The organism is Thalassolituus alkanivorans (genome assembly GCF_020447205.1).
GTDB lineage: Bacteria > Pseudomonadota > Gammaproteobacteria > Pseudomonadales > Oceanobacteraceae > Venatoribacter > Venatoribacter alkanivorans.
Genome location: NZ_JAJAEL010000037.1, coordinates 195856 through 221347 on the forward strand (window position 1 = coordinate 195856; position 25492 = coordinate 221347).

Below are 25492 nucleotides of genomic sequence, written 5' to 3' on the forward strand. Positions count from 1 at the left end.
TTAGTACAACATGAAATTCAGCGAACAATGGTTACGCGAGTGGGTGCAGCCGGCTGTCAGCACTGAAGAACTGGCCGCCCAGGTAACGATGGCAGGCCTCGAAGTCGACGGCGTAGAAGCCGTTGCCGGTATGTTCTCCGGCGTTGTGGTGGGCCAGGTGGTCAGCCGCGAACAACATCCGGATGCCGACAAGCTCAGCCTGTGTCAGGTGACCGACGGTAATGAAACCTTCCAGATTGTCTGTGGTGCGGCGAACGTCCGTACCGGCCTGAAGATCCCGCTTGCGAAAATCGGCGCGGTGCTTCCTGGCGACTTTAAAATCAAAAAAGCCAAACTGCGCGGTGTCGAATCTTTCGGCATGTTGTGTGCCGAAGCCGAGCTGGGTATGGCCGAAAGCTCCGATGGTCTGATGGAATTACCGGAAGACGCACCGGTTGGCGCCGATTTCCGCGAATATATGAACCTCGACGATACCATCATCGAAGTGGATCTGACCCCGAACCGCGCTGACTGCCTGAGTATGGCCGGTCTGGCACGTGAAGTGGGCGTACTGAACAAAGCCGATCTGACCGAGCTGGTCGTTAACGCTGTCGCGCCTGCTATCGACGATAAACCCGCCATCGAAGTATCGGCAGCCGAGCAGTGCCCGCGTTATCTGGGCCGTATCGTCAAAGGCGTGAACGTAAAAGCCGTTACCCCTTTGTGGATGGTGGAAAAACTGCGTCGTGGCGGTATCCGCTCCATTGATCCGGTAGTTGATGTTACCAACTACGTGATGCTGGAGCTGGGTCAGCCGATGCACGCTTTCGATCTGAAACAGATTGACGGTGGCATCCGTGTACGCATGGCAGAGCAGGGCGAAAAACTGACGCTGCTTGATGGCCAGGACGTTGAACTGAACGCCGATACCCTGGTGATTGCCGACCACGCCAAACCGCTGGCCATTGCCGGCATTATGGGTGGTGAGCACTCCGGTGTGGCGGACGATACTCAGGATCTGCTGCTCGAAGCGGCTTTCTTTGCACCGCTGGCGATTGCCGGCCGTGCCCGTAACTATGGCCTGCATACCGATTCTTCCCACCGCTTTGAGCGTGGTGTCGATTACAACCTGGCGGCCAAAGCCATGGAGCGTGCGACAGCATTGCTGCTGGATATCTGCGGTGGTCAGCCCGGACCTGTGGTGGAAGTGGCAAGTGAAGCGCATCTGCCAAAAGCGCCGACCATTCACCTGCGTCGTGCCCGTGCCGAGCTGATTCTGGGCCTGAAACTTGCCGATAGCGAAATTGAAGACATCCTCACCCGTCTCGGTATGCAGCTGACGGCAACCGACGATGGTTGGGATGTGGTTGCACCAAGCTACCGCTTCGATATGGCGATTGAATCCGACCTTATCGAAGAACTGGCCCGTATCTACGGTTACGAGCGTCTGCCGGTGCGTCTGCCAAGTGCGGCCTCGCCGCTGGCGCGCGTGGCTGAAAACCGCCTGAGCATGGGCGATCTGCGTCGTCATCTGGTGGCGCGCGGTTATCAGGAAGCCATTACCTACAGCTTTGTTGAACCTCAGCTGCAGAAATCCATGGACCCTGACCATGCACCGATTGCACTGCTGAACCCGATTTCGGCGGAAATGTCGGTAATGCGTACCGATCTGCTCGCCGGTCTGGTACAGGCGGTCAGCTACAACCTCAAACGTCAGCAGCCGCGTGTGCGTCTGTTTGAAACCGGCCTGCGCTTTGTGCCACAGGCCGATGGTCAGCTGGATCAGATTCCGACCCTGGCCTTCGCCCTGACCGGTAACCGCCTGCCGCAGTCCTGGGCTGATACCGATGCCGGCGTCGATTTCTTTGATGCCAAAGGCGATGTGGAATCTCTGCTGGCACGTACCGGTCAGCTGAGCCGCTACCGTTTTGTTGCGGCAAGCCATCCTGCACTGCATCCGGGCCAGACCGCTCGCATCGAAAAGCTCGACGCGGACGGTCAGTGGCAGGAAGTTGGCGTAATGGGTGCGCTGCATCCGAGCCTGCAGAAGCCTCTGGGCGTTAAGCAGGCGCTGTATCTGGTGCAGCTGGATCTGGCGGCTGTGCGTGAGATTGCGATTCCGGATTTCTCCGAACTGTCGAAGTTCCCGGAAATGCGCCGCGATCTGGCTCTGGTGGTTGCTCAGGATGTACAGGTTGATCAGGTTTTACAGGCAATCCGTGCGAAAGCAGGGGATTACCTGACAAAGCTCAACCTGTTTGATGTGTATGTCGGCAAAGGCATTGATCCAGATAGAAAAAGTCTGGCTTTGGGGTTGACCTGGCAGCATCCTTCGCGCACATTAACTGATGAAGAAGTGAACGATTCTGTTTCATCAGTACTGGCTCATCTTGAAGAGAGTCTGGGAGCAACGCTAAGGGGTTAGCATGACCGCTTTGACCAAAGCAGAACTGGCAGAAAAACTGTTCGAAGATCTTGGTCTCAACAAGCGCGAGGCGAAAGATATGGTGGATCTCTTTTTTGATGAGATCCGCGATAGCTTAAGCCGTAATGAGCAGGTGAAGTTGTCGGGTTTCGGCAACTTCGACCTGCGTGATAAGCGTCAACGGCCGGGTCGCAATCCAAAAACAGGCGAAGAAATCCCTATCTCCGCCCGTCGCGTTGTGACCTTTAAGCCGGGGCAAAAACTTAAGGTTCGGGTAGAGGCATATGCTGGAACCCAGCCACAATAACGAACTCCCCCCCATTCCCGCCAAGCGCTATTTCACCATTGGTGAAGTGAGTGAATTGTGCGATGTGAAACCTCATGTTCTGCGTTACTGGGAACAGGAATTTCCGCAACTCAGCCCGGTGAAACGCCGTGGCAACCGCCGTTATTACCAGCGTCAGGATGTGATTCTTGTACGTGAAATCCGCGCTTTGCTCTATCACGAAGGCTACACCATCGGTGGTGCCCGCCAGCGTCTGAGTGAAGAGGGTGAATCCAATGCCGTGGCGATGGATCAGGCGCTCATCAAAAACATGATTGCCGAGCTTAAAGAACTGGCCGATTTACTTACCCCGGACAGCCATTCCTGAGCCTCCCGTACCGGCTTGCATTCTAAAAAAATCTTTAACTTTTCAGTGGCTTAAGTATACTTGAACGCGTTCATAAGCGGCTTTTCAGCTTGTTTCTGAACATGTGTCGGGGCGTAGCGCAGCCTGGTAGCGCACTTGCATGGGGTGCAAGGGGTCGCGAGTTCGAATCCCGCCGTCCCGACCAATTTTCAGAATTCCTATAAAAAGGCCAGTCAGCGATGATTGGCCTTTTTTGTTTTTATTGCACTGAACAGCGCTTAATAATAAATCTTTTTTATCCCGCTTTTATTCATCCCTCAGCGCCTCAATCGGACTTAATTTAGCCGCCTGCCACGCCGGGCCCATGCCGGCCATTAAGCCAATCAGGGCGGAAAAAATCAGGGAAATTATCAGGTACAGCGGGCTGGGTTGTATCGGGAAATCCGGCATTATTAAACCAGTGATGGCGAGCAGGGCGAGGGCGCCAAACATGCCGGCGAGGGCGCCAATAACCGATAATAAAACGGCTTCGCCAAGAAACAGGCTGAGCAGTTGCCGGCGGGAAATGCCAATGGCGCGCAGCAGACCAATTTCCGGCGTTCGCTCGCGTACATTGGTGGTCATGATGGTGAAAATGCCGACGCCGCCGACCAGTAATGAGATGGAGCCGAGCGCGGCAACGCCCATGGTCAGCACCGACAGAATGCTGTTCAGGCTTTCCAGCATTTCGTCCTGGGTGACGATGGTAAAGTCTTCCTGGCCGTGGCGCTCAATCAGCCGTTTGCGCACAATGTCGCGCATATTTTCTGAGGTGGTGGCGGCGGAGAACACCACGTCCACTTCCATTAATCCTTCGCGGTTAAACAGCGTGAGTGCGCGGTCGGCGGGAATGTAGACCATGTCGTCGAGGTCAAAGCCGAGCATGCTGCCTTTGGGTTTCATCACACCAATTACGCGGAAGCGCTGACCACCAACGCGGATAAACTGCCCCAGCGCATTGCTGCCTTTAAATAATTCCTGCCAGACCTTATGGCCAAGCACGACAAAGGCGCGCGAATTACCGCCCTGGGCTTCCGGCAGAAAGCGCCCGCTGGCCAGCGGAAAATCCCAGGCCTGCACCATGCTGGGTGTGGTGCCATAGATATCGGTGTTGCGTACCCGTTCACCAAATTCAATCGGGCCGGTGCCCTGTACGCTGGCGACCACATGCTCGGCGTAGGGCAGGTTAATCAGGCTGCGGTAATCTTCCATGGTCAGCAGGCGTACCGAGTTGAGTACTCCGCCCATACCGGAGGTGTCGTTCTTACCCGGACTGACGGCAATAATGCGGGTGCCGAACTGCGAGAAGTTATCCATCACATACATGCGTACGCCTTCGCCCAGCGAGGTCAGCAGGGTCACGGCGGCAATACCGATGGCGATGCCCAACGCGGTGAGCAGGCTTTTCAACGGGTTGTAACGCACTGAGGAAAACACCAGATGTAACCAGTCAGCACTGTGCATTGGGCCTCCTATTTGCCGTTCTGATGTTGCAGGGCGGTTACCGGTGCCATATGAGCGGCGCGGCTGGCGGGAATCCAGGAAAACAGAAAGCCGCAGCCTACGGCGATAGCGCCCGCGGCGGCCGTCGCCCAGAGCGGTGCGGCAAAGGGAATTTCCGGATACTGCATGCGTACCAGCCATAACAGAATTTCTGCCAGCAGGGTGCCAAGCAGGGCGCCAAACAACGACAGCATCACCGCTTCGGTTACGAACAGCTGGCGTACTTCGCGGCTGGACGCCCCCAGCGCTTTCAGCAGGCCGATTTCGGCGGTGCGCTGCGATACGGTAATTAACGTCATATTCATAATCAGTACGCCGGCGACAAACAGGCTGATGGCGCCGATACCGGCAATGGCAAAGGTCAGCACCGAGAGAATGCTGTCGAAGGCTTTCAGCAGGGAGTCGGGAGTAATCAGGGTGACGTCGAGCTGGCCGTCATGGCGCTCGCGCATAATGTCTTCGATCTGGCGGCTTAACACGCCCATGCCCATCGCCGAGCGCACATCAATCATCACCCGGAACACGCCTTCGGTATTAAACAGCTGCATACTGCTGGCCACCGGCATGATCAGCGCTTCGCTCATGTTCATGCCGAGGCCGGTGCCGGTATCGGCCAGAATACCAATCACCCGGCAGCGGTAAGTGTCGATGCCAACCCACTGGCCAAGTGCCGGTTCGGCAGCAAACAGTTCCTGTTTTAATGTGGTGCCGATAACACAGACCGGGCTTGGCTGATCGAGGGGCAGGTCAGGCAGAATCTGGCCGCGCGCCAGCTGAATATGGCGGATATCAAAGAAAGCATTGTTGGTGCCCAGCACCAGAGTTTCGCGGCTGCGTGCGCCGCGTGATATTTCGGCATTACCGACCACCAGGGGCGCAATGCGTTCCACTTCGGGCAGGCGCAACAGGCTCTGGGCATCCTGCAGGGTAATATCGCGGGTGCCTTCGCCGGTCATGGGGGGCATACCGCCGGAGGTTTCTTTGCGCCCCGGCAGCATAATCAGAATATCTTTTCCCAGTACCGAAAACTCGCCCAGCACATACTGGCGCGCGCCTTCACCGAGGCCGGTTAACAGCACTACCGCGAGCACACCAATCGACATCGCAATCAGCTGCATCAGCGTGCGGAAACGCTGGCGCAGCAGGGCGCGGATGCTGAAATTAAGCTGGTCGCGGGTGCGGATCATGGCGCGTCGCTCTGATCTGTACGGCTTTGAGCGTCTGAAGAAGACGTGCGGTCATCGCTTACGATCACGCCATCCACCATGCGGATACGGCGGCTGGCGCGGCGGCCCAGATCGGCGTCGTGGGTAACCACAATTAAGGTAATGCCGTCGGCATTCAGCTCTTCCAGCAGTTGTACAACTTCAGCACCGGATTGGCTATCGAGGTTGCCGGTTGGTTCATCAGCGAGCAGCAGGCGCGGTTTCATAATAATGGCGCGGCCAATGGCCACCCGCTGACGCTGGCCGCCGGATAACTGATTGGGTAAATGCCCGGCGCGACTACCAAGGCCCAGACGCTCAATCACCGGTGCCAGCCGGCGTTTGCGTTCTGCCGGAGCAATACCGGCCAGAATTAACGGCAGCTCGATATTTTCGCTGGCACTTAAACGCGGAATTAAATGGTACGACTGAAAAACAAAGCCGATGTGACTGCGGCGATAAACTGCGCGCTGTTCTTCACTCATGGGCACGGTATCGGCACCGTTCAGCCAGTACTGACCGTTATCCGGTACATCCAGCAGGCCGAGCATATTCAGCAGGGTAGATTTACCGGAACCGGATGGCCCCATCACCGATAAATACTCACCGGCCTGAATGCTCAGGCCAATATTATTCAGCGCGTGTACCGGCTCATCACCGAGCAGGAAGGTTTTATTCACCCCCTGCACGCGGATCAGGGCATCGGCTGCGGGATTTATGCCAGCCGCTTTCATGGCAGCCTCTTTCATGGCTTGGCAGCCTTGTCAGTGTGCAGCGCATCCATGTCATTTAATACACGCACTTCGGCACCATCGACCGCCGCCGGATTATCAAGCGATAGCAACACCGGCTGGTCAGCGTCTAAGCCTTCTTTTACTTCGGTCCAGGTCCAGTTACTCAGGCCCAGAGTCAGCGCTTTTTTCTGCAGGGTTTTACCGTCAGCGGCCAGGGTCAGCACATGATTACCTTCCAGCAACGCTTCGCTGGGTATACGCAGGGTCTGTTCACTGGTGGCGGTAATCACTTCAATATCGGCGCTGTAACCAACCAGCAGCTGCACATCGTCGGGCAGGGCATTTAAGGTGACATCCACATTCACGGTGCGTGCCTGTTTTTCTTTATCTTCCACGTAAGGGGCAATGCGGCTGACCTTGCCGGTAAAGGCCTGATCGCGGAAGGCATCGAGCGTAACCCGTGCATCCATACCGACGCGGATGACTGAGGCGTCCACTTCGTCGATTGGTGCGCGCACATACAGGCAGCGCTCGTCGATCAGATCAATGGCGGGTGGTGTGGCAACACCTGGCGGAGAAGGGGTGGCGTATTCGCCGACTTCGCCATTCACTTCGGCAACAATACCGGCGAACGGCGCGCGCAATTGTGTCTGCGCCAAACGTGCCTGCTGCACCGCCACGCTGGCTTTGGCATTCTGCACCTGGGCTTCATTCTGCTGGCAGCTTAAACGGGTAATTTCGGCACTGGTTTCTACCCGGTCGAGCTGTTCGGCCGAGGCCAACTGCTTTTTGAATAATTCACGCTGGCGTTTTACTTCGCGCTCATCGGCCTGAGCCTGGCGGCAGGCGGAGGCTTTATTTAATTCCGCCATGCGCACCTGTGCCTTGCTTTGCTCCAGCGCGGCTTTTAAATCGTCGTTCCATAATTCCAGCAATAACGCGCCGGCTTCGACTTTATCGCCCTGATCAACGTATAAATGATTCACCTGGCCGCCCAGCGCCAGAGACAGGCGGGAGCGCTGACAGGCCTTAATCGTGCCGGAGCGGGTATTGGACACCAGTGCTTCGACCAGTCCCGGAGCGGCCTGGCTCATGCGTACTTCAATGGGTTTGGCCGGGCGCAGCATAAAAGCAGCAATTAAAGCGGCAAGAACGCCAGCGGATATCAGCAGTTTTTTCACGGTATAACGTCCTGTTGCGGCAGCTGAGGAGTTACCTTAGAGCTTTTTCATATGCTTGCCCAGTGATATAAGTCATAGGATTATTCGTGCTGCTGCAACACAATTCCTTTTTTATCGGGCACCATCAGTTCAGCTCGGGTTCACGCTCTGTCATTGTCATGCCCATATTGTCATGCTCATTGTTACCGTTATTATTTATCACCGATATTCCGCCCGGAGCCCCTATGAAATTACCCCACTGGTTCAGCGTACGCAGCCAAGGCAAAGCGCTGGGGCTCCCTGAGCTGATCGCCATTGCTCTGGGCGGTATGGTGGGTGGTGGCATTTTTACCATTCTCGGTATTTCCGTTGCTCTGATCGGCCCCTATACGCCTCTGGCGATTATGGCCGGCGGTATAATCGCCGCGCTGGCCGCTTATTCTTACGTAAAACTGGGCGTGTACTACCGCGATGAAGGCGCGACCTATGGCTTTTTTAAACGTACCTTTCCCAACTCGCCACTGGCCGCCGCGCTGATTGGCTGGTATGTGATTTTCGGTTATATCAGCACCATTGCCCTCTATGCCTACACCTTTTCTTCCTATGCCTTAAGCGGCACCGGCTTTGCTGGTAATGACGATCTGCGTAAAGCCGTGGCTTGTGGAGTGATTGCACTCTTCACTCTGGTTAATGTCTGGAGTGTGCGCGGCATGGGTAAAATCGAAGACATTATGGTGTACAGCAAACTGGCTTTATTGCTGCTGATTGCCGTGATTTTACTGCTGCACCGCGAAAGCAGCCTGACTGAACTGCTCGTGCATCCGGAGATTGAATTCTCCTGGCTCAATATTCTTACCGTTGCGGCCGTTACCTTTGTGGCTTACGAAGGCTTTCAGCTGGTGATTAATGCGGTAAAAGAAATGGAAAACCCCGATAAAAATATTCCGCGCGCAATTTACAGCGCCATCGTTATTGCCATCATTTTGTACGTGGTAATCGCTGTGGCCGCCATTCTCGCCATTCCTGCCGCCGATATTATCGCCAACGAAGAATACGCACTGGCCGCCGGAGCCGGAAAAATACTCGGCCATATCGGCGCCGATATTGTGGTACTGGGGGCAGTTCTGGCAACCAGCAGTGCCATTAACGGCACCTTATTCGGAGCCTCACGCCAGGTGGCGGTGATTGCCGGTGATGGCTTCTTCCCTAAAAGTCTGGAAAAACGCAGCAATAATATACCGGTGGCGGCCATCGCCATGATGGCGGTATTAGCGATGGCGCTGATTCTGGCCGGTGGCTTAAAAGTAATACTCGAATTCGGCAGCGTTACCTTCTTACTGGTGTCATTGTTAATGGCCATCGCCAACTTCCGCATCCGCAAGCTGACCGACTCATCGCTGTTTATTACCCTGTTATCCATTATTGGTCTGGCTATCGGTGGCGGCCTGATTCTGCATTTTGAATACACCGAAAACCCTGAACAACTGATCTTTATGCTGGTGCTGTATGGCTTGTTAACGCTGGGTGCTCTGGTGTTTGCGCGGGTGAATGCGGTGCGCGGTTATAACAGCAATCCATAGCTGCGATGCCTGTAGAGGAGTGGCTTATTCGCGCTTGCTCGTTTTTCAGGCCGGTGTTAGCTTATTTGATATTCAAATCAACAGTTTGTGGATTTGGCTTGTAAATTTACGTGCAAGGCCTGACTACCGCCGCTAATAAATACGCATGCACGTTAATAGATTGTTATGTGAATGGAGATCTATATTGTCTTCTGTACCCAAGAACAAGGAGGAATTAGAGCTGGCCATAAACTCAGTATTTCCAAAACTAATGGCTGATTATCGCTCCATTCCAGAAAGCAAAGCGCGTAAATCCGCGGTCGAGGGAAACATTAAGGGTACGATGATTAGCGTTAGTGATACGGTTGCTTACTTGATTGGTTGGGGGAAACTTGTTCTTAAATGGCATCACATGAAATCTAAAAGTCAGCATGTGGATTTCCCTGAAACGGGTTATAAATGGAATCAACTGGGTCTACTCGCTGAACATTTTCACGAAGAGTATCGTGACTGGAAATACGATGATCTGCTTGTTGAATTAGAGTCTACGATAAATGAAATACTTTTACTTATTTCAGGTTTAACTGATCATGATCTGTATGGTGTTGCTTGGTATGAACAATGGACTCTTGGTCGCATGATTCAGTTCAATACGTCATCTCCTATGAAAAATATGCGTACAAAAGTTCGGCGTTTCAAGCGAGAATTTTTATAAAAAAGCGTTAAGGACAGATTAAAAATAAATAGAATAACTATTTTAATTCACACTGAGGTTGTCCCCCGCTTTAATGGATGCAGAATAATGAATCCAGTGATTGAATTGTCACTTGGAAACAAATATGAAATCTTAGTCGCTATGAAGCACAATCCCTATGAAACATAAGATTCGCGAGCTTTTGGCTTATATTGAACCGGGAAACGGCGAGGTACTGATTGATCTTGTGAAACTCACCCGTAACGGGCATTCATATTACTTTCAGGACAAGCGCTGGCTGCGGAATCTGCGCTGTATGGGCGGTGATGGCTGTACTTCCGATCAGGGCGAGACAATCAATATTGCCATACTGAACCGCAGATACAGCCCGGCATGGGTTGCCGGTAAAACCATTCGGGTTACTGACAGGGCAAAAGAGCGGTATCAGGTGTGGCTTGAAAGTATGCATCGCTGCGAGTAGCAGATTTCATCTGGCTCCCATGCTCTCGTCTGGCTCCCATGTTCTGCGTGGGAGTCCTTGCGGACACAGTTGCATTCCCACGCGGAGCGTAGGAACGAGAGGGCAGCCATAAAAAAGCCCGCATCAGCGGGCTTTTTTTAACCGTTTATCACCACATCAGATCATCCGGAATCTGATACGCTGCATACGGATCATCTTCATCCATCGCATCGGCGGTGCTTTCTGCAATATAAATAAAGTGATTATCTTTGCGCTGGCGGATTTTCTCAGCAATCTGCAGTGGCAGTACTTCGTATTTTTTCTCGCCCGGTAAATCCAATGCGATAACCGCCAGCTGGCCGCGGCTTAAGCGGTCCCAGATGGCCTGGTCAACGTAAATGGATTTCACTTTTTTGCCATCAACAAACTGATATTTAATATCGGCATATTCGCTTTTAATGGCGTTGGTGGTAACCAGCTGACGCACCTGAGCGGCAATGGCTTTTTGCTGTGCTTCCTGTTCCTTTTTCTGGTTCAGTTCGCGGTCGCGCTCAGCTTTTTCTTTACGCGCAGCGTCGGCTTTGGCCTTGGCTTCGTCGATCTGGTTGTCTTGTCCGGTACGCTGCAGGTGATCCTGCTTTTTCAGTTCTTTGGCGGCTTTTTTCGCTTTTTGCTTGTCGATCAGACCGGCGGCGAGCAGCTGTTCCTGTAATGACTTGGCCATAATAATTCCTCAGCGTTGCCATACACCGGCAGGAATTAAATCTGCCAGCTGGTCGATGGTGTTGTCGCGTTCGTTAACGTCGGCGGCAACCACGGTAACGTGGCCGAGCTTACGCGCCGGGCGCGCTTCTTTGCCATAGGAGTGGCGGAAGGCGTTGCCGATGGTGGCGGCTTTTTCGGCCGGAGTTTCATCGCTGATCACGTTTAGCATGGCAACGGCCGGGTATTTGGCGGTGGTATCGCCCAGGGCGCGGCCGGCAATGGCCAGCATATGGTTGCGGAACTGGCTGGTGGCGGCGCCTTCAATCGACCAGTGGCCGGAGTTGTGTACGCGCGGTGCCACTTCGTTGGCGACCAGGCCGCTTGCGGTGTCGAACAGTTCCAGCGTGATGGTGCCTACATAGTCGAGGCTGTCGGCCAGCTGGCGGATATAGCGCTCGGCCTGTTGCGCTTTTTCGGCACTGAGGTCGGCGGCCGGGAACAGCGAGTAACGCAGAATGCCTTCGTGGTGTACGTTTTCGGTCATCGGCCAGATCACCATATTGCCGTTAACGTCGCGGCTGGCGATGACGGAGGTTTCGCGCTCAAAGCTGACAAAGGCTTCGGCGATCAGTTCACGTCCACCAATGGCGGCCCAGGCTGGTTCGGCATCGGCCGGACTGCGCAGCACATACTGACCTTTACCGTCGTAACCTTCGGTGGTGGTTTTCAGCACGATGGGCAGGCCCAGCTGTTCTACTGCGGCGCGCAGATCGTCGAGTGAATTAACGGCACAGAAATCGGCGGTGTCGATACCGGCGGCACGAAGGGCGATTTTTTCCAGCAGACGGTTCTGGAAGGTTTTCAGTGCTTTCAGGCTGGGATACAGCTTGTCGGCAACGCTTTCCAGACGGGCAACGATGTGTGCCGGGATATTTTCGGTTTCGAACGATACGCGCTCAACGCTGGCGAGAAACGCATCCAGAGCTTCGTCGCTGTGGGCACGCAGATCGTACAGCGATACTTCAATATCGCTGATGTCCTGCACACTGTCAGACAGCATCTGGCCCAGCTGGCCGTTACCTAAAATACCGATTTTCATGCTTCTTCACTCTCAGAAAAGTCGGGCCCGGCAGTACCGGGCCCGGATAGGTCGTTAACGCTTACAGTGCGGTGCGCGGATCGGGTTCAGCCAGCACGCTGTCGGTCTGTTCGGCGCGGAAGGCGTCGATTTTGGCCAGCAGGTCGTTGTCGCTGGTGGCCAGAATCTGGGCGGCCAGCAGACCGGCGTTTTTCGCACCGGCATCACCGATGGCCAGAGTACCAACGGCAACACCACCAGGCATCTGTACGATGGACAACAGCGAATCCAGGCCGCTCAGGGCGCGGGATTTAACCGGCACGCCGAGTACCGGCAACGAGGTCTGGGAGGCACACATGCCCGGCAGGTGAGCAGCGCCACCGGCACCGGCGATGATGACTTTAATGCCGCGGCCCTGAGCGGTTTTGGCGTAATCAAACAGCAGATCCGGGGTGCGGTGGGCAGACACCACTTTTACTTCGTAGGCCACGCCCAGTTTATCCAGCATATCTGCTGCGTGTTGCATGGTGGGCCAGTCGCTCTTAGAGCCCATGATGATACCAACCGCTACGGTCATCGGGTCATCCTCGTTGAATTCAGTCAGGGCAGCCAAAGTGGCGGCCGGTGCAGGAAAGCGGCGCATTCTATCACAAGGTTTACAGCATGATTAAGCGGATACGGGGGCAGGAAAGCGGGGTCAGCGCTTTCAAGCAGATTCAGTTTCTGGATCAGGGTGAACAGGGGGCTGGGGCAGATATGTGGTTGTCAGGTCTGAAAAGCCAGTATTTATGCCTTGTCGGCATTAGTCATGCTCTTGCAGCAGACAAAAAATCTTCTGCTTCTGGCCTGACTGGCTCTTCCTGTAAGGACTAAAACCATTTACTTTGTGTGGATTAGTGGTCTACAGTTGAGTAAATTATAATCAAATTCCGGATGAAGCGGAATGTGGGGCCAGATTGTTGTTGGCATAGCCTGAGGAGTTGAAACGGATGCCAGGTCTTTATGGCCGGGTCAGACAGATGGTGACCCGCCTTAATATGAAAAACGACAGCGAGCTGTATCAGGTGTTGTTTGATACGGCTGCCGCAGGGATTGTCAGTATTAACAGTGAAGGAGATATTCAGGCCTGTAATCCGGCGCTTTGCCGTATTTTCGGTTATGAAGCAGAGGAATTACTGGGCCAGAACATTGCGATGCTGATGCCGGCCCGTCATGGCCAGCGTCATCAGGGATATATCGAGCAGTATCTGCGCGAAGGCCACGCCACCGTAATGGGGCGTGGCCGCGAGTTACCGGGGCTGCGTAAAAACGGTGAGGAGTTTTTGCTGCATCTGTCGGTAAGCGAAATGAATCTGGATGGTTCACCGAGTTTTACTGCGATTGTGCACGATCTGACTGCCTCACTGAGCGGCCACAGCCATGAGCAAGCGCGTGATCAGGTCTGGCTTGGCAGTGTGCTGGATCACACCCCCGCTGCGGTAACGGTTAAGGATATGCAGGGCCGTTATCTGTTGCTTAATCATCGCGCCGAAAGCCTGCTGGGTATCCGTTCCCGTGATGCCGTCGGGCGCAGCGATGCCGAATTGTTTTCGCCACAATGGGCGGTATTACAACAGCGCAGTGATGAGGAAGTGAGCCACGCCGATGGTGCACGGGTATTTATCGAGCCCTTTATCGGTACCCGTCAGGAAGGCGTTGCCGGTAAACATGATAATAACCACGGCAGCAGTACCATCAGTTTTCTGACCAGCAAGAATGTTCTGCGTGATGCGTCCGGTGAAGCCATGGGTATTGTTGCCATCCGCCTGGATATTTCGGCGCTGCCGGTGCTCAGTCACCCGGCAGCAGAGGCTGATGTGCATCTGCTGAACGTGTTACCACAGCCGCTGGCATTATTAACCGCCGATGGTGAAGTGTTGCAGGCCAACGATGCCTACGCCCGCCGTTTTGGCCTGAGTGCGCGCTCGTTGAAAGGCTGTAATGTGCAGTTACTGGAATCGGAGCGCTTTGTTGACTGGTTCCGCCGTTTTCAGTTGCAGGAAGAATTAGCAGCGTCGCGCCATATCGAAGAACCCTGGCAGCTGCAATTACAGACCCATCAGCAAGACGGGCAGAAACTGATATTACTGACCGCCAGTCCGCACAGTGCCACGGTTTCTGCACCGGTATCCGCAATTGCCGGTAACCGCTCTGCGGCCGCAGGTGAACACCTCCAGACACTGACCGATAACGCGCGTTTTATCGCCGGGCTCAGCCATGAGTTGCGCACGCCGTTAAATGCGGTGATTGGTTTCAGTCAGCTGCTGAAGCCGGAACTGCAGACTCCTGAGCAGAATGAAGCCATCGATCTGATTGAGCGTGCCGGTAAACATTTGGTGGCGCTGGTTGATCAGGTGCTGGATCTGGTGAAGCTGGAAGGACATATCCTCGAACCGCAGAACGAAGCGGTCGGCTTGCTGGCATTGCTGGAGGAGTGTCAGGAGCTGGTACGTGCGGATGCGTTTGCCCGCGGTATCCGTATCCGCATGCACAGCGCGGTTGCTGAGCCCTGGGTCTGCGCCGACCGGGTACGCTGTAAGCAGATTGTGCTGAACCTGCTCAGCAATGCGATCAAATATAACTGCGAGGGTGGCAGTGTGGATATCCGCATTGAGCCGGCGGAAAGCGAGCGTGTACGGATCAGTGTACGTGATACCGGCTGTGGCATTGCGGCGGAACATCAGGCCGATATGTTTATGCCGTTTCAGCGTCTGGGCGCCCAGCAAAGCGGGGTTGAGGGCAGTGGTCTGGGTCTGGCAATCAGCCGGGTATTGGCACAGCGTATGAACGGTGTACTGGCATTCAGCAGTGAAGAAGGTGAGGGCAGTTGTTTCTGGCTGGAGCTGCCGCAGGCGGCACCGATGTACTCGTTTAATGCTATTCAGCCTGCTTTCAGCGCTGTGACCTCAGCGAAAAAGCATGGGGAGAGCGATAATCAGCGGCGTGTGCTTTATATCGAAGATAACCCGATTAATGCCCGCTTTGTTGAGCTGGGGCTGAAGCGCCGTGATAACGTCCACGTTGCTATTGCCCGTACCGGCCGCGAAGGGATGGATATGGCGCAGCAGCATGCACCGGACGTTATTCTGCTGGATATGCGTCTGCCGGATATTCATGGTCTGGATGTGCTGAAAAAATTACGCGCTATGCCGGAGTTACGCCATGCGCGTATTTATGGGGTCAGTGCTGATGCTTTGCCGGATCAGATCCGTCAGGCACAGGATGCCGGTGTCGATGGTTATATGACCAAGCCCTTCGACCTGCAGGCGCTGGGCGATATGATTGACAGCCCACAGCAATAATTGCTGTGGGCTGTCGGTGTAAAAGTGCGCTTTACAGGCTGAGCTGGCCGTTATTAATGGCCTGCTCTAATGCCGGTGTTAATGGCTGATAAGGCTCATTTTTATTGCTCAGCACCAGCAGCGGATCGCTGACTTTGGCCAGATGGAAAGCCTCGTCTTTTAATTCCACTTTGCGGTACTTAAAGGTACCGGTAACTTCTTCCTGTGGACGCAGGCGTAAAAATAGCGGGATGGCGTAGGCCGGTAATTTTTCCCGCAGGTGCAGGGTCAGAGCATTCCAGTTGATGTCGGCCCCGGCGCGCAAGGTCAGGGCTGCCATGCCGGCACGGCCATCGGTGTGTGGCACTTCCACGCCATACACCACCGCATGCTCAATATCGGCAAATTCCATCAGAATGGATTCCACCTCAGTGGTGGCCACGTTTTCGCCTTTCCAGCGGAAGGTATCCCCCAGACGGTCAGCAAAAGCGACGTGTTTAAAACCCTGGTTCAGCACCAGATCACCACTGTTAAACCAGCAGTCGCCTTTTTTAAATACATCACGGAACAGTTTTTTCTGGCTCGCTTCGGCGTCGGTATAACCTTCAAACGGCTGCTTATCGTTGACCTCGGTAATTAACAGGCCGGTGCCGCCTTTTTTAACCGGCAGCATAAAGCCTTTTTTATCACGCAGGGGTTCGTCATTTTCAATATCGTAAGCCACGATGTTGTAAGACAGCGGACAGATACCGGCAGTCTGATCCAGATTTAGCGCATTGGTAAATACCAGATTGCATTCGCTGGCGCCGTAAAATTCGTTGATATGTTTAATATTGAAACGCTGCTTGAATTCCATCCAGATATCGGGGCGCAGACCGTTGCCGATAATCACGCGGATATTATGCTGCTGGTCTTTGTCTGAGGGCGCTGTATTCAGCAGGTAACGGCACAATTCGCCGATATAACAAAAACCGGTGGCGCCGTATTCGCGGATTTCATCCCAGAAACGCGAGACACTGAATTTGCGTGAAATCGCAATGCAGGCACCAGCGCCCAATACCGCAGCCATCGATACGGTAAGCGCATTATTATGGTAAAGCGGCAGGCTGACATAGAGTACATCGTCTTTGCGTAATTTCATCGACGCCAGGCCCATGCCCGCCATCGATTTAAACCAGCGGTAATGACTCATCACCGAGGCTTTTGGCAGGCCGGTGGTGCCGGAAGTGAAAATGTAATAGCAGGGCTGATGCATTTTTACCTGTTGTGTACTGGCCGGATTATTTTGTTCCTGTGAGGCGATGACCTGCTCCAGGTTCTGATAATGCCCCGGACATTCGTGCTGACTGTCAGCACCATCCTGCCAGAAATATAATTGCATTTTTAATGCAGCAGGCAGGGCATGTTCTACCGTTGCCATATTGCCCAGCATTTCTTCACCAACAACCAGCAATTTTGGTTTTACCAGATTAATGCTGTGTTCCAGAACTTCACCGCGCTGGGAGGTATTAAACATACTGGCAATGGCACCGAGTTTTACCGTAGCCAGTACGGCCAGCAGGGTTTCCGGGCGGTTTTCCAGCATAACGCCTACGGTATCACCATGGCTGATGCCCTGACTGGCAAAATAGTGGGCCAGCTGATTCACTTTTTCGTTCAGCTGACGGTAGCTGATGCGCTGCTGCTGATAACGGATGGCGATATGATCCGGCTGGCGGGCGGCGTGTTGCTCCAGCAATAAACCAATGGATTTGTTTTTTTCCGGCTTGGTGGTTACCAGGGCGAGTACGCCTTTCAGGGTAACGCCGATATCCGGCAATCCGCTGATGGCGCTGCGGATAATATTAACCAGACTGACAGTGCGCGGCTTCAGTGGCGGCTGGCTCATGCCTTCGGCGGGCAGGCGGGTAGTCGCTGAACGATTCATGAATCTGACCTTGGTGATGTATTTATAGTTATGAAATTGAGAATGACATAAATCCTGTTGGCCGGGCCACAGGATTTATGTCAGGTTTTATCTAGGGCACCTCTGAATAGTGTGCAAATCAGCGCAATTCGGCTGAGCTTTTACCCAATAAACGGCGGGCAATAATCAGTTGCTGAATTTGCTGTGTGCCTTCAAAAATATCGAGAATTTTTGAATCCCGCGCCCATTTCTCCAGTAATTCATCTTCGCTGTAACCAAGAGAACCGAGCAGCTCGACACAGCCTAAGGTAATGGCGTTGGCACTGCGCCCGGCTTTGGCTTTTGACATCGACGCTTCTTTCGAATTGGGCATGCCGTTATCGGCCATCCACGCGGCTTTTAAAGTCAGCAGACGTGCGGCTTCCCAGTCGGCTTCGTAGCGGTACAGTTGCGCTTCGATCTGGCTGCTGTTTTTAATGCTGGTGCGGTAGCCGGCGCTGATGCCGTACTCTTTCAGCAGCTCGCGGGTGCGGTCGAGGGCGGCTTTAGCCACGCCGACGGCCATAGCGGCAACCACCGGGCGGGTGTTGTCGAAGGTTTGCATGACACCGGCAAAGCCCTGATCGACATTAATTTCCGGTGAACCCAGCAGGTTGGCCGCAGGCACACGGCAATCGGTAAAGGTAATGGCGGCGGTGTCGGAAGCTTTAATGCCGAGTTTCTTTTCCAGGCGCACCACTTCCATGCCCGGGGTGCCTTTTTCCACCACAAAGGATTTAATTGCCGCGCGGCCGATATTACGGTCGAGGCTGGCCCAGACCACCACGGCTTCGGCACGCTCACCGGAGGTGACGTAAATCTTTTCGCCGTTCAGCACATAATGATCGCCGTCTTTGATGGCGGTGGTGCGGATGGCAGCCGAATCAGAACCGCAGCCCGGTTCGGTAATCGCCATGGCGGACCATTTTTTGCCGAAACGGGCCAGCTGTTCGTCATTGGCCACTGCGGCAATCGCGGCGTTACCCAATCCCTGGCGTGGCAGGGTTAATGACAGGCCAACATCACCCCAGCACAGTTCCTGCAGCCCCAGTACCGTGGTCATATTGGTGCTGTTAACGATGCCGTCGGCTTTTTTCTTATCCTGTTTGAGTTTTCCGGCACCAGCGCCTTCGCCCAGGGTGCCGTCGTTCATGCCATCCATAATAGCGGCCAGCATATCCAGCTCGACCGGATAAGCGTGTTCGGCGCGGTCATATTTACGCGAGATCGGGCGGAAGACATTTTCGGCAACCTGACGGGCCTGATTGACCAGCGGGCGGAATTTCTTCGGGATTTCGAGATTCATCATGTGCTGTTCTCCTTACAGGTGCAGACCGCTGTTAACACAACCCAGAATGCGCAGGTCGCGGTACCAGCGCTCAGCCGGATGTTCTTTGGTAAAGCCGTGGCCGCCGAGCAGTTGCACGGCATTGGTGCCGATTTCCATGGCCTTGTCGGCACACAGAACGTGGGCCAGATAGGCTTCGCGGTGGAATGGCTGACCCTGTTCGGCCAGTGCGGCCGCACGCCAGGTAAGCAGGCGCATGGATTCCAGTTCGATGGCGATATTGGCGATCATAAAGGCCACTGACTGACGGTGACTGATGGGCTCGCCGAAGGCTTCACGCTCGTTGCAGTAAGGAATCAGGTAATCCAGTGCCGCCTGACAGGTGCCAATGGCCAGGGCGCACCAGTGCAACTGGCCAAGATCGACAAAGGCGCGGTAATCGAAATCACTGTCTTCACCACCCAGCAGGGCATCGACATTTACCTGCACTTTATCCAGTGTCAGGGTGCCGGTGGCGGCGGCGCGCAGACCCATCGCCGGGCTGCGGGTAAAGTTCAGGCCATGGCTGTCGCCGGGCACAATAAAGAGTTGTGGTTTGCCATTCAGCAGTGCGGCAACCAGATACAGATCGGCGTTACCGGCAAAAGGCACCAGAGTTTTCACGCCATTCAGCACATAGCCCTGCTTATTGCTTTTTGCGCTGCAGGTCAGCTTATCGGGGGCGAACAGTGGATGCGGTTCCTGCAGGGCAATGGCGGCGGTTACCGGTTGCTCGGCCAGCCACAGTGGCAACCAGCGTTGCTGTTGTTGCTGTGTGCCCCAGCGAACCAGTGCGTTGGCCACACCTACGGGGGCGAGGGCAGCATAGGCCAGGGTGAAATCTCCCCAGGCCAGTTCTTCGGCAATGATGGCGCTGGTGGTCGGGCTGTAGCTTTGTGCCGCACCACCCAGGGATTCGGGCACCGAGAACAGATTCAGACCCAGGGCCATGGCGTCCTGCAGATAACTGTCGGGCAGTTGCAGGTTTTCGTCGGCGTCGTGGGCCAGACCACGCACAACCTCTTCCGCGTAGGAGCGCACGCTGTCGCGGATCATCTGTTGCTCTTCACTTAAGCTCAGATCAAACAGTGCCTGGGGCTTGCGTTCCGGCAGACGTTCGCCACGGGTGCTGTCCTGCTTTTGTGCACGCTTCTGCATCATCTCGCCGGCAAACTTAAAACCGGCACGGGTGGAAAGGTAAGCGATGCGCTCGGCGGGTTTACGCAGCCCGTATTTTTCTGCCCAACGGCTGCCGGCAAAGCGACTGGCCAGGCCAAGGCCCAGTCCCTGAATATCTTTAGCCATACAATCTGCCCTCAGTGTGGATCGTTGTAATTATTGTTTGGGCCGGACGCTGCGGTGGCGGTATCGCGACGGGGTGTTGCGATGGGGTTTTGCGGGGGAGATGCAGCGCGACCGGCCCTCTGCCTGGCAGAATAAAACACAGGCAGCGTTGGCAGGTTCGCAGTTTGGCGCCGGTGGCGCATTGGCAGAGGTGTCAGTTGCTGCCGGGCAAAGTGGTCATATTGCGGCAGTTCAGCCGGTGGGAGGCGGTTGTGTCAGCCGTTTGCCGCGCGTAAGCAGTGGCCGATGCTCTGCTCACAGGCATCCAGCACCACACGGCCAATCAACTCGCCGGCGGTTGTATGTTTACCGCAAAAGGCAAGGGGACCTTCTGCGCCGGAGTGCGGCGGGCAGATGACGGCGTGACTGTCGGTGCCGGTACCGCTGGCGGGCAGGCTGGATAACGGGCTGAGTAAACCGGCATCGCGGATGGCGGTCACCTTGGCTTCGGTCAGCTGGATCAGGGCTTCAGCCATGGCCGCCGGGGTCAGGGCAAAATGCAGCAGCAGCCAGATGTTAATGGTTCCGGCACCGTTAAAAGCATCGGCCGGATCGCCGCTGCGGCGCAAATTGGAAAGTCCGGCGGTTACCCAGCATTCGGCGCGCAGTTGTTTCAGGCTCAGGCTGCTGTAGCCCAGTGATTGCATGGAGGCGGCGGTCATCATGCCGCAGCAGGGTGCAGGCAGCATAAGCTGTTCAGCCTGTTGCTGCAGGCTTTGTTCTGCCGGCGGCCAGGGGGGCGGCGCATGCTGATCGACACGCAGGTTCAGCAGGCTGTGGGTGCTGGTAAAGCCGCCGTTGAGTACCGCAGAACTCAGCACCGTCCAGGGCTCAGGTAGCGTCAGAGCGATATGAGTGGTGCTGTGTGCAAAGCGGATTCCGCCCTGATTATCCTGTTTAAGCAGGGACATAGGCGGACTCTATTTGGGTCATGGGATGGGACTCGTTATGATAGGCACAATTTTCATTTACAGGATGCCCGCATGCTGACGTTACTGTCACCGGCGAAAACGCTGGATTTTGACACGCCGCCGACCACGGCAAAAGCAACCCAGGCCGATTTTCTGCAACATTCTGCCGAATTGGTGGATGTGCTTAAACAGTATTCTCCGGATGATGTCAGCGCGCTGATGAAACTCAGCCCGGCGCTGTCGGAACTGAACGTGCAACGCTACCACGACTGGCGTCTGCCGTTTAATGCCGACAATGCCAAGGCGGCTATTCTGGCCTTTAAAGGTGACGTCTATACCGGCCTGCAGGCCGACACACTGGATGAGCAGCAGCTGGATTTTGCCCAGAATCATGTACGTATTTTAAGTGGTCTGTATGGTTTACTGCGACCGCTGGATTTAATTCAGCCTTACCGGCTGGAGATGGGCACCAAACTGAATAATGCCCGTGGTAAAGACCTGTACAGCTTCTGGGGTAACACCATTACTGAGGCACTTAACCGTGAGCTGGAACAACAGGGTAAAGATGTGGTCGTTAATCTGGCATCGAATGAATATTTTAAATCGGTGCAGCCGAAAAAACTGAACGCCCGCCTGATTACACCGGTCTTTAAAGACGAAAAAAACGGCCAGTATAAAATCATCAGTTTTTACGCGAAAAAAGCCCGCGGTCTGATGACGGCTTATATTATCCGCAGGCAGCTGCAAAAGGCTGAAGCCCTGCAGGATTTTGATGTGGCAGGTTATCGCTTCAGCGCCGAAGATTCGCGCGGCGATACCTGGGTATTTAAACGAGCAGAGAAGGATATTCCGAATGCGTAAGTTAGTAATCGCCAGCCTGTTAACTGGCACTATGGCGGCGGGTCTGAGTGGTTGTGTACTGGCACCACAAACCATTGCCCTGAATGAAAGCGTCAGTGTACCCGGCGGCATGCCGGCTATTCAGCGTGATGCCCTGGTGCGGGTAGTGGATGAGCGCGGACAAGGCGCCGATGTGCTGGGACACCGCGGTGGCCGGGCACCGGAAAATTCTCCGCTGCTGTCAGAAAAACCATTAAGCGATGTGTTAACGGCACGCATGCAGGAGTCGCTGAAATCTTTGGGTTTTGGCTCTGCCAGCCCGGTTGATCCGGTGCGTGTACAGCTGACGGTTGAAGAGTTTTCTTATCAGTGTAATGAAGGCGCGATCGTAAACGAATGCGGCATGAAAATGCGCTTTATGATTACCGTTATGGATAACGGAAAAACCTTCACCAAGCCATACAGCGCCAACGAAACCCGCTCTCTGGCGGCGTCACCAGCGGTGGAATATAACCAGAAATGGGTGAACGAGGTTCTGGATAAACTGTGGCAGCACATGTTTAACGATAAAGAACTGCAGCAGGCACTGAATGTGACGGTGCAGGGCTGATTTTTTACAGCATGACTGATGCATAAAAAAAGCCCGGAATATTCCGGGCTTTTTTTATGGCTGAAAATAACGTCAGACGGTTATTTCGCTTCGCGCTGGGCGGTCAGGCTGGCTGTCTGGATATTCATATAATCCACCAGAATATGTCCGGCTTCGATCAGCAGGGCATCGTCTTCTTCCGGTTTTTTATCGTCTTTTTTCTCCGCGTCAGCAGCATTATCGCTTTCTTCATCGTCGATGCTGGTTAACTGCGGCATGCCTTTGGCTTTGCGGCGTTCGTTTTCCAGCTTCAGGCGTTTGTCATCGTTGGCTTTGCGTTCCTGCTCGCGCACTTTTTCGTTCAGTGATACCTGAGTCTGCTGACGCAGTTCGGTAATCAGTGCTTTTTGCTCGCGCAGAAAACGGAAATCCGGATTGTGTTCGATGCGGGTCTGGTGCAGCTGGCGTAACGCCGGCAGGGTCGCCGCGATGCCTTTATTGCTGTTGTACTCTGCCGGACGGATGGTGTCCCACGGCAGGGCTTCTTCCAGCGCGCTTTCGCCGATTTTTTCTTTATCGAACAGCGACGGGAACAGAATATCCGGGATAACGCCCTGGTGCTGGGTACTGTCACCGGATACCCGGTAGAACTTGGCCTGGGTAATTTTCAGCTGGCCGGAGCGCAGCGGACGCAGGCTCTGAACCGTCCCTTTACCGAAGGTCTGGCCACCGACAATTAAACCGCGGCCATAATCCTGAATAGCACCGGCAAAAATTTCTGAGGCCGACGCACTGAGGCGGTTAACCAGAACGGTTATTGGCCCGTCGTACAGCACGGAAGGGTCCTGGTCGGGTAACACTTCAACCCGGCCGTGGGTGCTGCGTACCTGTACTACCGGGCCCTGCGGAATAAACAGGCCGGTCAGGGTAATGGCTTCTTCCAGCGAACCGCCGCCGTTATTGCGCAGGTCAATGATCAGGCCATCGATGCCTTCTTCTTTCAGTTCGTTAATCAGCACGGTGACGTCACGGGTCGTGCTCTTATAGTCCGGCTTGTTTTCCATACGACCCTGAAAGTCGATATAGAAGGTCGGAATATCGATCACACCGATTTTATGGGTTACGTCGCCATCTTTAACCTCGATAACGTCTTTCTGGGCGGATTGCTCTTCCAGTTTGACCTCATCACGCACGATGGAAATGATTTTGCTGTCGGTGCCGGATGAGTTCGCCGGCAGAATTTCCAGCCGCACGGTGGTGCTTTTCGGACCACGGATCAGCTCGACCACTTCATCCAGACGCCAGCCGATCACATCAACGATATCGCCTTCGGCCTGACCAACGCCGATGATTTTATCGGCAGGCTGCAGGTTGCCGGCTTTGGCGGCCGGGCCGGCCGGCACCAGACGTACCACCTTGGTGTGCTCGTCTTCAGTTTGCAGCACGGCGCCAATGCCTTGTAAGGACAGGCTCATATTGATATTGAAGTTCTCGGTGTTGCGCGGCGAGAAGTACTGGGTGTGCGGATCGAAGGCGCGGGTAACGGCATTCATAAAGGTCTGATAGGCGTCTTCAGATTGTGACTGATGGACACGGTTCAGCTGGTTCTGGTAGCGCTTGCTCAACAACTCAATAATGGCGTCTTTTTCTTTGCCGGCCATTTTCAGATTGAGGATGGAGTTTTTCAGACGCTTGCGCCACAGGTCGTCGAGTTCGGCGCTGGTGGTCGCCCATGGCGCTTTTTCGCGGTCGAGATCGAGCCGCTCGTCAGTATCGAAGTGGTAGTCGGCGGCTTTGCTGTGCAGTTCGTTGAGCAGAAACGACAGACGCTCAGATACGCGCTGCTGAAAGCGGTTAAAGATGATGAAGGCCGGGCGCATATCACCGCGGTTCAGGGCTTCGTCCAGACTGTAACGGTATTGCTCAAATTCTTTGACGTCGGCAGCCAGCAGATAGCTGCGGGTGCTGTCGATATCGTCGAGCAGGATATCGAGCACCCGTGATGACAGTTTGTCATCCAGACGCTGATGCTCGTAATGGCCGCGCAGCAGGTTGTTCATGATCTGCTGGGTGATCATGGCGTGATCACGGGTTGGCTCAAGGGGTTTGAAGGCGGTGCCGGGGGCAATTTCCGGGATGGTGGCCTGGCTCAGCTGGGCCGTGAGCAGCGCTGTAAGGGTCAGCGCAATTTTCAATGTGCGGAAGCAAATGGAAAGCATAGTCGTTGCCAGATTTCCTTGTTGTTATCTGTTTGTACTGTGCGCCGGGCGCCGTTATCATGCCGGCGCTTTGTCAGGGTAAAGCCTGTACGCACGTACCGTTACGGTGTCTGGCCTTTGTTTTTGCCTGTTTCTCAGGCGGGCCGAACATTCGTTTGGGTGCCATTGGTGTAAAGCACAGAGAGCTGGCGTAAGACGCATGGCTCATCTGAACACCCCGGCTGCTGCGGTATAGTAGACCGCATTGGAATCGCAGTTGCCAGAATAATTCCCCGGATTTTGCTGCATTGGCAGCAAAACAGACGATCAGGAGGCTGTTTTGGCCAGAGTACAACTCGAATTACCCGATGAATTTACCTTCAGTACAACGCTGGATGTGCGGGTAACGGAAATTAATTACGGCAATCATGTGGGTAACGACCGCATGGTGTCTTTGTTACACGAAGCCCGGCTGCGCTTTTTACGCGAACATGGTTTTGGTGAATTTAATATTGGTGGCCTGGGGTTAATGGTGTCGGATCTGGTGGTGTGCTTTACCGCAGAATCCTTTGTCGGCGATATTCTGACCTTCCATGTCGGCGTGACCGACTTCAATAAATACGGTTGCGACTTTATTTACCGGGTCGAAAATCAGGCTCAGGACAAACAGGTGGTGAAAGCCAAAACCGGTATCGTCTTTTTTGATTATGACGAGCGTAAGATCGCTCAGGTACCGCGGGTTTTTTACGAGCGCTGCGCACCCCAGCTGCTGCCTCAGGAATAATCTGGCGGCATTCACTGCATAAAAAAACGGGCCTCTGATAAGGCCCGTTTTTTTATGTGCT

22 protein-coding genes and 1 tRNA gene are annotated in these 25492 nt (G+C 54.5%); 11 read left to right on the forward strand and 12 right to left on the reverse strand.

Features of this window, described 5'->3' with window-relative positions; all coding sequences use genetic code 11:
• The first annotated feature begins 10 nt into the window (after positions 1-10).
• From pheT to LGT44_RS13860, 4 genes are all read left to right on the forward strand, one after another.
• Entirely contained in the window at positions 11-2404 is a 2394-nt protein-coding gene (pheT, locus tag LGT44_RS13845; RefSeq protein ID WP_230331459.1) for a phenylalanine--tRNA ligase subunit beta, read from the forward strand.
• Between the two features lies 1 nt (position 2405).
• The gene (ihfA, locus tag LGT44_RS13850; RefSeq protein ID WP_015487305.1) at positions 2406-2711 is read left to right on the forward strand and encodes an integration host factor subunit alpha; all 306 of its coding nucleotides are present in this window, start codon (positions 2406-2408) and stop codon (positions 2709-2711) included.
• Positions 2689-3057, forward strand: coding sequence for a MerR family transcriptional regulator (locus LGT44_RS13855; protein ID WP_145470294.1), 369 nt, complete (start codon positions 2689-2691; stop codon positions 3055-3057). Before ihfA ends, LGT44_RS13855 begins: the two co-directional genes overlap by 23 nt.
• 107 nt (positions 3058-3164) lie before the next feature.
• Positions 3165-3241 (forward strand) — tRNA-Pro (locus LGT44_RS13860).
• 101 nt (positions 3242-3342) lie between these two features.
• On the opposite strand, the gene LGT44_RS13865 is transcribed toward LGT44_RS13860, so the two are convergent.
• The 4 genes from LGT44_RS13865 to LGT44_RS13880 are packed head-to-tail and all read right to left on the reverse strand — an operon-like array spanning position 3343 to position 7698.
• Complete coding sequence (locus tag LGT44_RS13865) at positions 3343-4539, reverse strand: ABC transporter permease (protein WP_230331458.1); 1197 nt, start codon at positions 4537-4539, stop codon at positions 3343-3345.
• 8 nt (positions 4540-4547) lie between these two features.
• Entirely contained in the window at positions 4548-5765 is a 1218-nt protein-coding gene (locus LGT44_RS13870; protein WP_222428599.1) for an ABC transporter permease, read from the reverse strand.
• Positions 5762-6532, reverse strand: a complete 771-nt coding sequence (locus tag LGT44_RS13875) for an ABC transporter ATP-binding protein (RefSeq protein WP_230331457.1) — start codon at positions 6530-6532, stop codon at positions 5762-5764. Before LGT44_RS13875 ends, LGT44_RS13870 begins: the two co-directional genes overlap by 4 nt.
• Positions 6529-7698 carry an efflux RND transporter periplasmic adaptor subunit gene (locus LGT44_RS13880; protein ID WP_230331456.1) on the reverse strand — a complete coding sequence of 390 codons (1170 nt, stop codon included), beginning with the start codon at positions 7696-7698 and terminating at the stop codon, positions 6529-6531. Before LGT44_RS13880 ends, LGT44_RS13875 begins: the two co-directional genes overlap by 4 nt.
• A gap of 224 nt (positions 7699-7922) precedes the next feature.
• On the opposite strand from LGT44_RS13880, the gene LGT44_RS13885 reads away from it, so the two are divergent.
• The 3 genes from LGT44_RS13885 (at position 7923) to LGT44_RS13895 (ending at position 10411) form a co-directional block, all read left to right on the forward strand.
• Entirely contained in the window at positions 7923-9257 is a 1335-nt protein-coding gene (locus tag LGT44_RS13885) for an APC family permease (RefSeq protein WP_230331455.1), read from the forward strand.
• Positions 9258-9441: 184 nt separating this feature from the next.
• The gene (locus LGT44_RS13890) at positions 9442-9951 is read left to right on the forward strand and encodes a ClbS/DfsB family four-helix bundle protein (protein ID WP_230331454.1); all 510 of its coding nucleotides are present in this window, start codon (positions 9442-9444) and stop codon (positions 9949-9951) included.
• 157 nt (positions 9952-10108) lie between these two features.
• Positions 10109-10411, forward strand: a complete 303-nt coding sequence (locus LGT44_RS13895; protein ID WP_230331453.1) for a hypothetical protein — start codon at positions 10109-10111, stop codon at positions 10409-10411.
• 148 nt (positions 10412-10559) lie between these two features.
• Here the strand turns inward: LGT44_RS13895 and LGT44_RS13900 are convergent, their stop codons facing one another.
• The 3 genes from LGT44_RS13900 to purE form a co-directional block, all read right to left on the reverse strand.
• On the reverse strand, positions 10560-11114 hold the full coding sequence (locus LGT44_RS13900) for a DUF2058 domain-containing protein (RefSeq protein WP_230331452.1): 555 nt from the start codon (positions 11112-11114) through the stop codon (positions 10560-10562).
• A 9-nt stretch (positions 11115-11123) separates the two neighbouring features.
• A complete protein-coding gene (locus LGT44_RS13905) occupies positions 11124-12194 on the reverse strand; it encodes a 5-(carboxyamino)imidazole ribonucleotide synthase (protein WP_230331451.1) in 1071 nt (356 codons plus the stop codon).
• 61 nt (positions 12195-12255) lie between these two features.
• A complete protein-coding gene (purE, locus tag LGT44_RS13910; protein WP_145470314.1) occupies positions 12256-12750 on the reverse strand; it encodes a 5-(carboxyamino)imidazole ribonucleotide mutase in 495 nt (164 codons plus the stop codon).
• A gap of 412 nt (positions 12751-13162) precedes the next feature.
• Between purE and LGT44_RS13915 the strand changes: the two genes are divergently transcribed.
• Complete coding sequence (locus LGT44_RS13915) at positions 13163-15514, forward strand: PAS domain S-box protein (protein ID WP_230331450.1); 2352 nt, start codon at positions 13163-13165, stop codon at positions 15512-15514.
• A gap of 31 nt (positions 15515-15545) precedes the next feature.
• Here LGT44_RS13915 and LGT44_RS13920 read toward each other — a convergent pair whose 3' ends face one another.
• From LGT44_RS13920 to LGT44_RS13935, 4 genes are all read right to left on the reverse strand, one after another.
• Positions 15546-17420, reverse strand: coding sequence for a long-chain-acyl-CoA synthetase (locus LGT44_RS13920; protein ID WP_230331449.1), 1875 nt, complete (start codon positions 17418-17420; stop codon positions 15546-15548).
• Between the two features lie 118 nt (positions 17421-17538).
• Entirely contained in the window at positions 17539-18744 is a 1206-nt protein-coding gene (locus LGT44_RS13925; protein ID WP_230331472.1) for an acyl-CoA dehydrogenase family protein, read from the reverse strand.
• 15 nt (positions 18745-18759) lie between these two features.
• Complete coding sequence (locus LGT44_RS13930; RefSeq protein WP_145470320.1) at positions 18760-20070, reverse strand: acyl-CoA dehydrogenase family protein; 1311 nt, start codon at positions 20068-20070, stop codon at positions 18760-18762.
• A gap of 254 nt (positions 20071-20324) precedes the next feature.
• On the reverse strand, positions 20325-21020 hold the full coding sequence (locus LGT44_RS13935; RefSeq protein WP_230331448.1) for an adenosylcobinamide amidohydrolase: 696 nt from the start codon (positions 21018-21020) through the stop codon (positions 20325-20327).
• A gap of 72 nt (positions 21021-21092) precedes the next feature.
• Here LGT44_RS13935 and yaaA point away from each other — a divergent pair, with 72 nt between their 5' ends.
• Together yaaA and LGT44_RS13945 are read left to right on the forward strand one after the other, a co-directional pair.
• Complete coding sequence (gene yaaA / locus LGT44_RS13940) at positions 21093-21881, forward strand: peroxide stress protein YaaA (protein WP_145470324.1); 789 nt, start codon at positions 21093-21095, stop codon at positions 21879-21881.
• Positions 21874-22470, forward strand: coding sequence for a YajG family lipoprotein (locus LGT44_RS13945; RefSeq protein WP_186436005.1), 597 nt, complete (start codon positions 21874-21876; stop codon positions 22468-22470). The genes yaaA and LGT44_RS13945 overlap by 8 nt, the downstream gene beginning before the upstream one ends.
• Before the next feature lie 80 nt (positions 22471-22550).
• On the opposite strand, the gene LGT44_RS13950 is transcribed toward LGT44_RS13945, so the two are convergent.
• Positions 22551-24668 (reverse strand): carboxy terminal-processing peptidase, encoded by a 2118-nt coding sequence (locus LGT44_RS13950; protein ID WP_230331447.1) that lies wholly within the window; start codon positions 24666-24668, stop codon positions 22551-22553.
• 319 nt (positions 24669-24987) lie between these two features.
• Here LGT44_RS13950 and LGT44_RS13955 point away from each other — a divergent pair, with 319 nt between their 5' ends.
• Positions 24988-25431: an acyl-CoA thioesterase gene (locus LGT44_RS13955; RefSeq protein ID WP_145470330.1), complete on the forward strand. Its 444-nt coding sequence runs from the start codon at positions 24988-24990 to the stop codon at positions 25429-25431.
• Positions 25432-25492 lie beyond the last annotated feature (61 nt).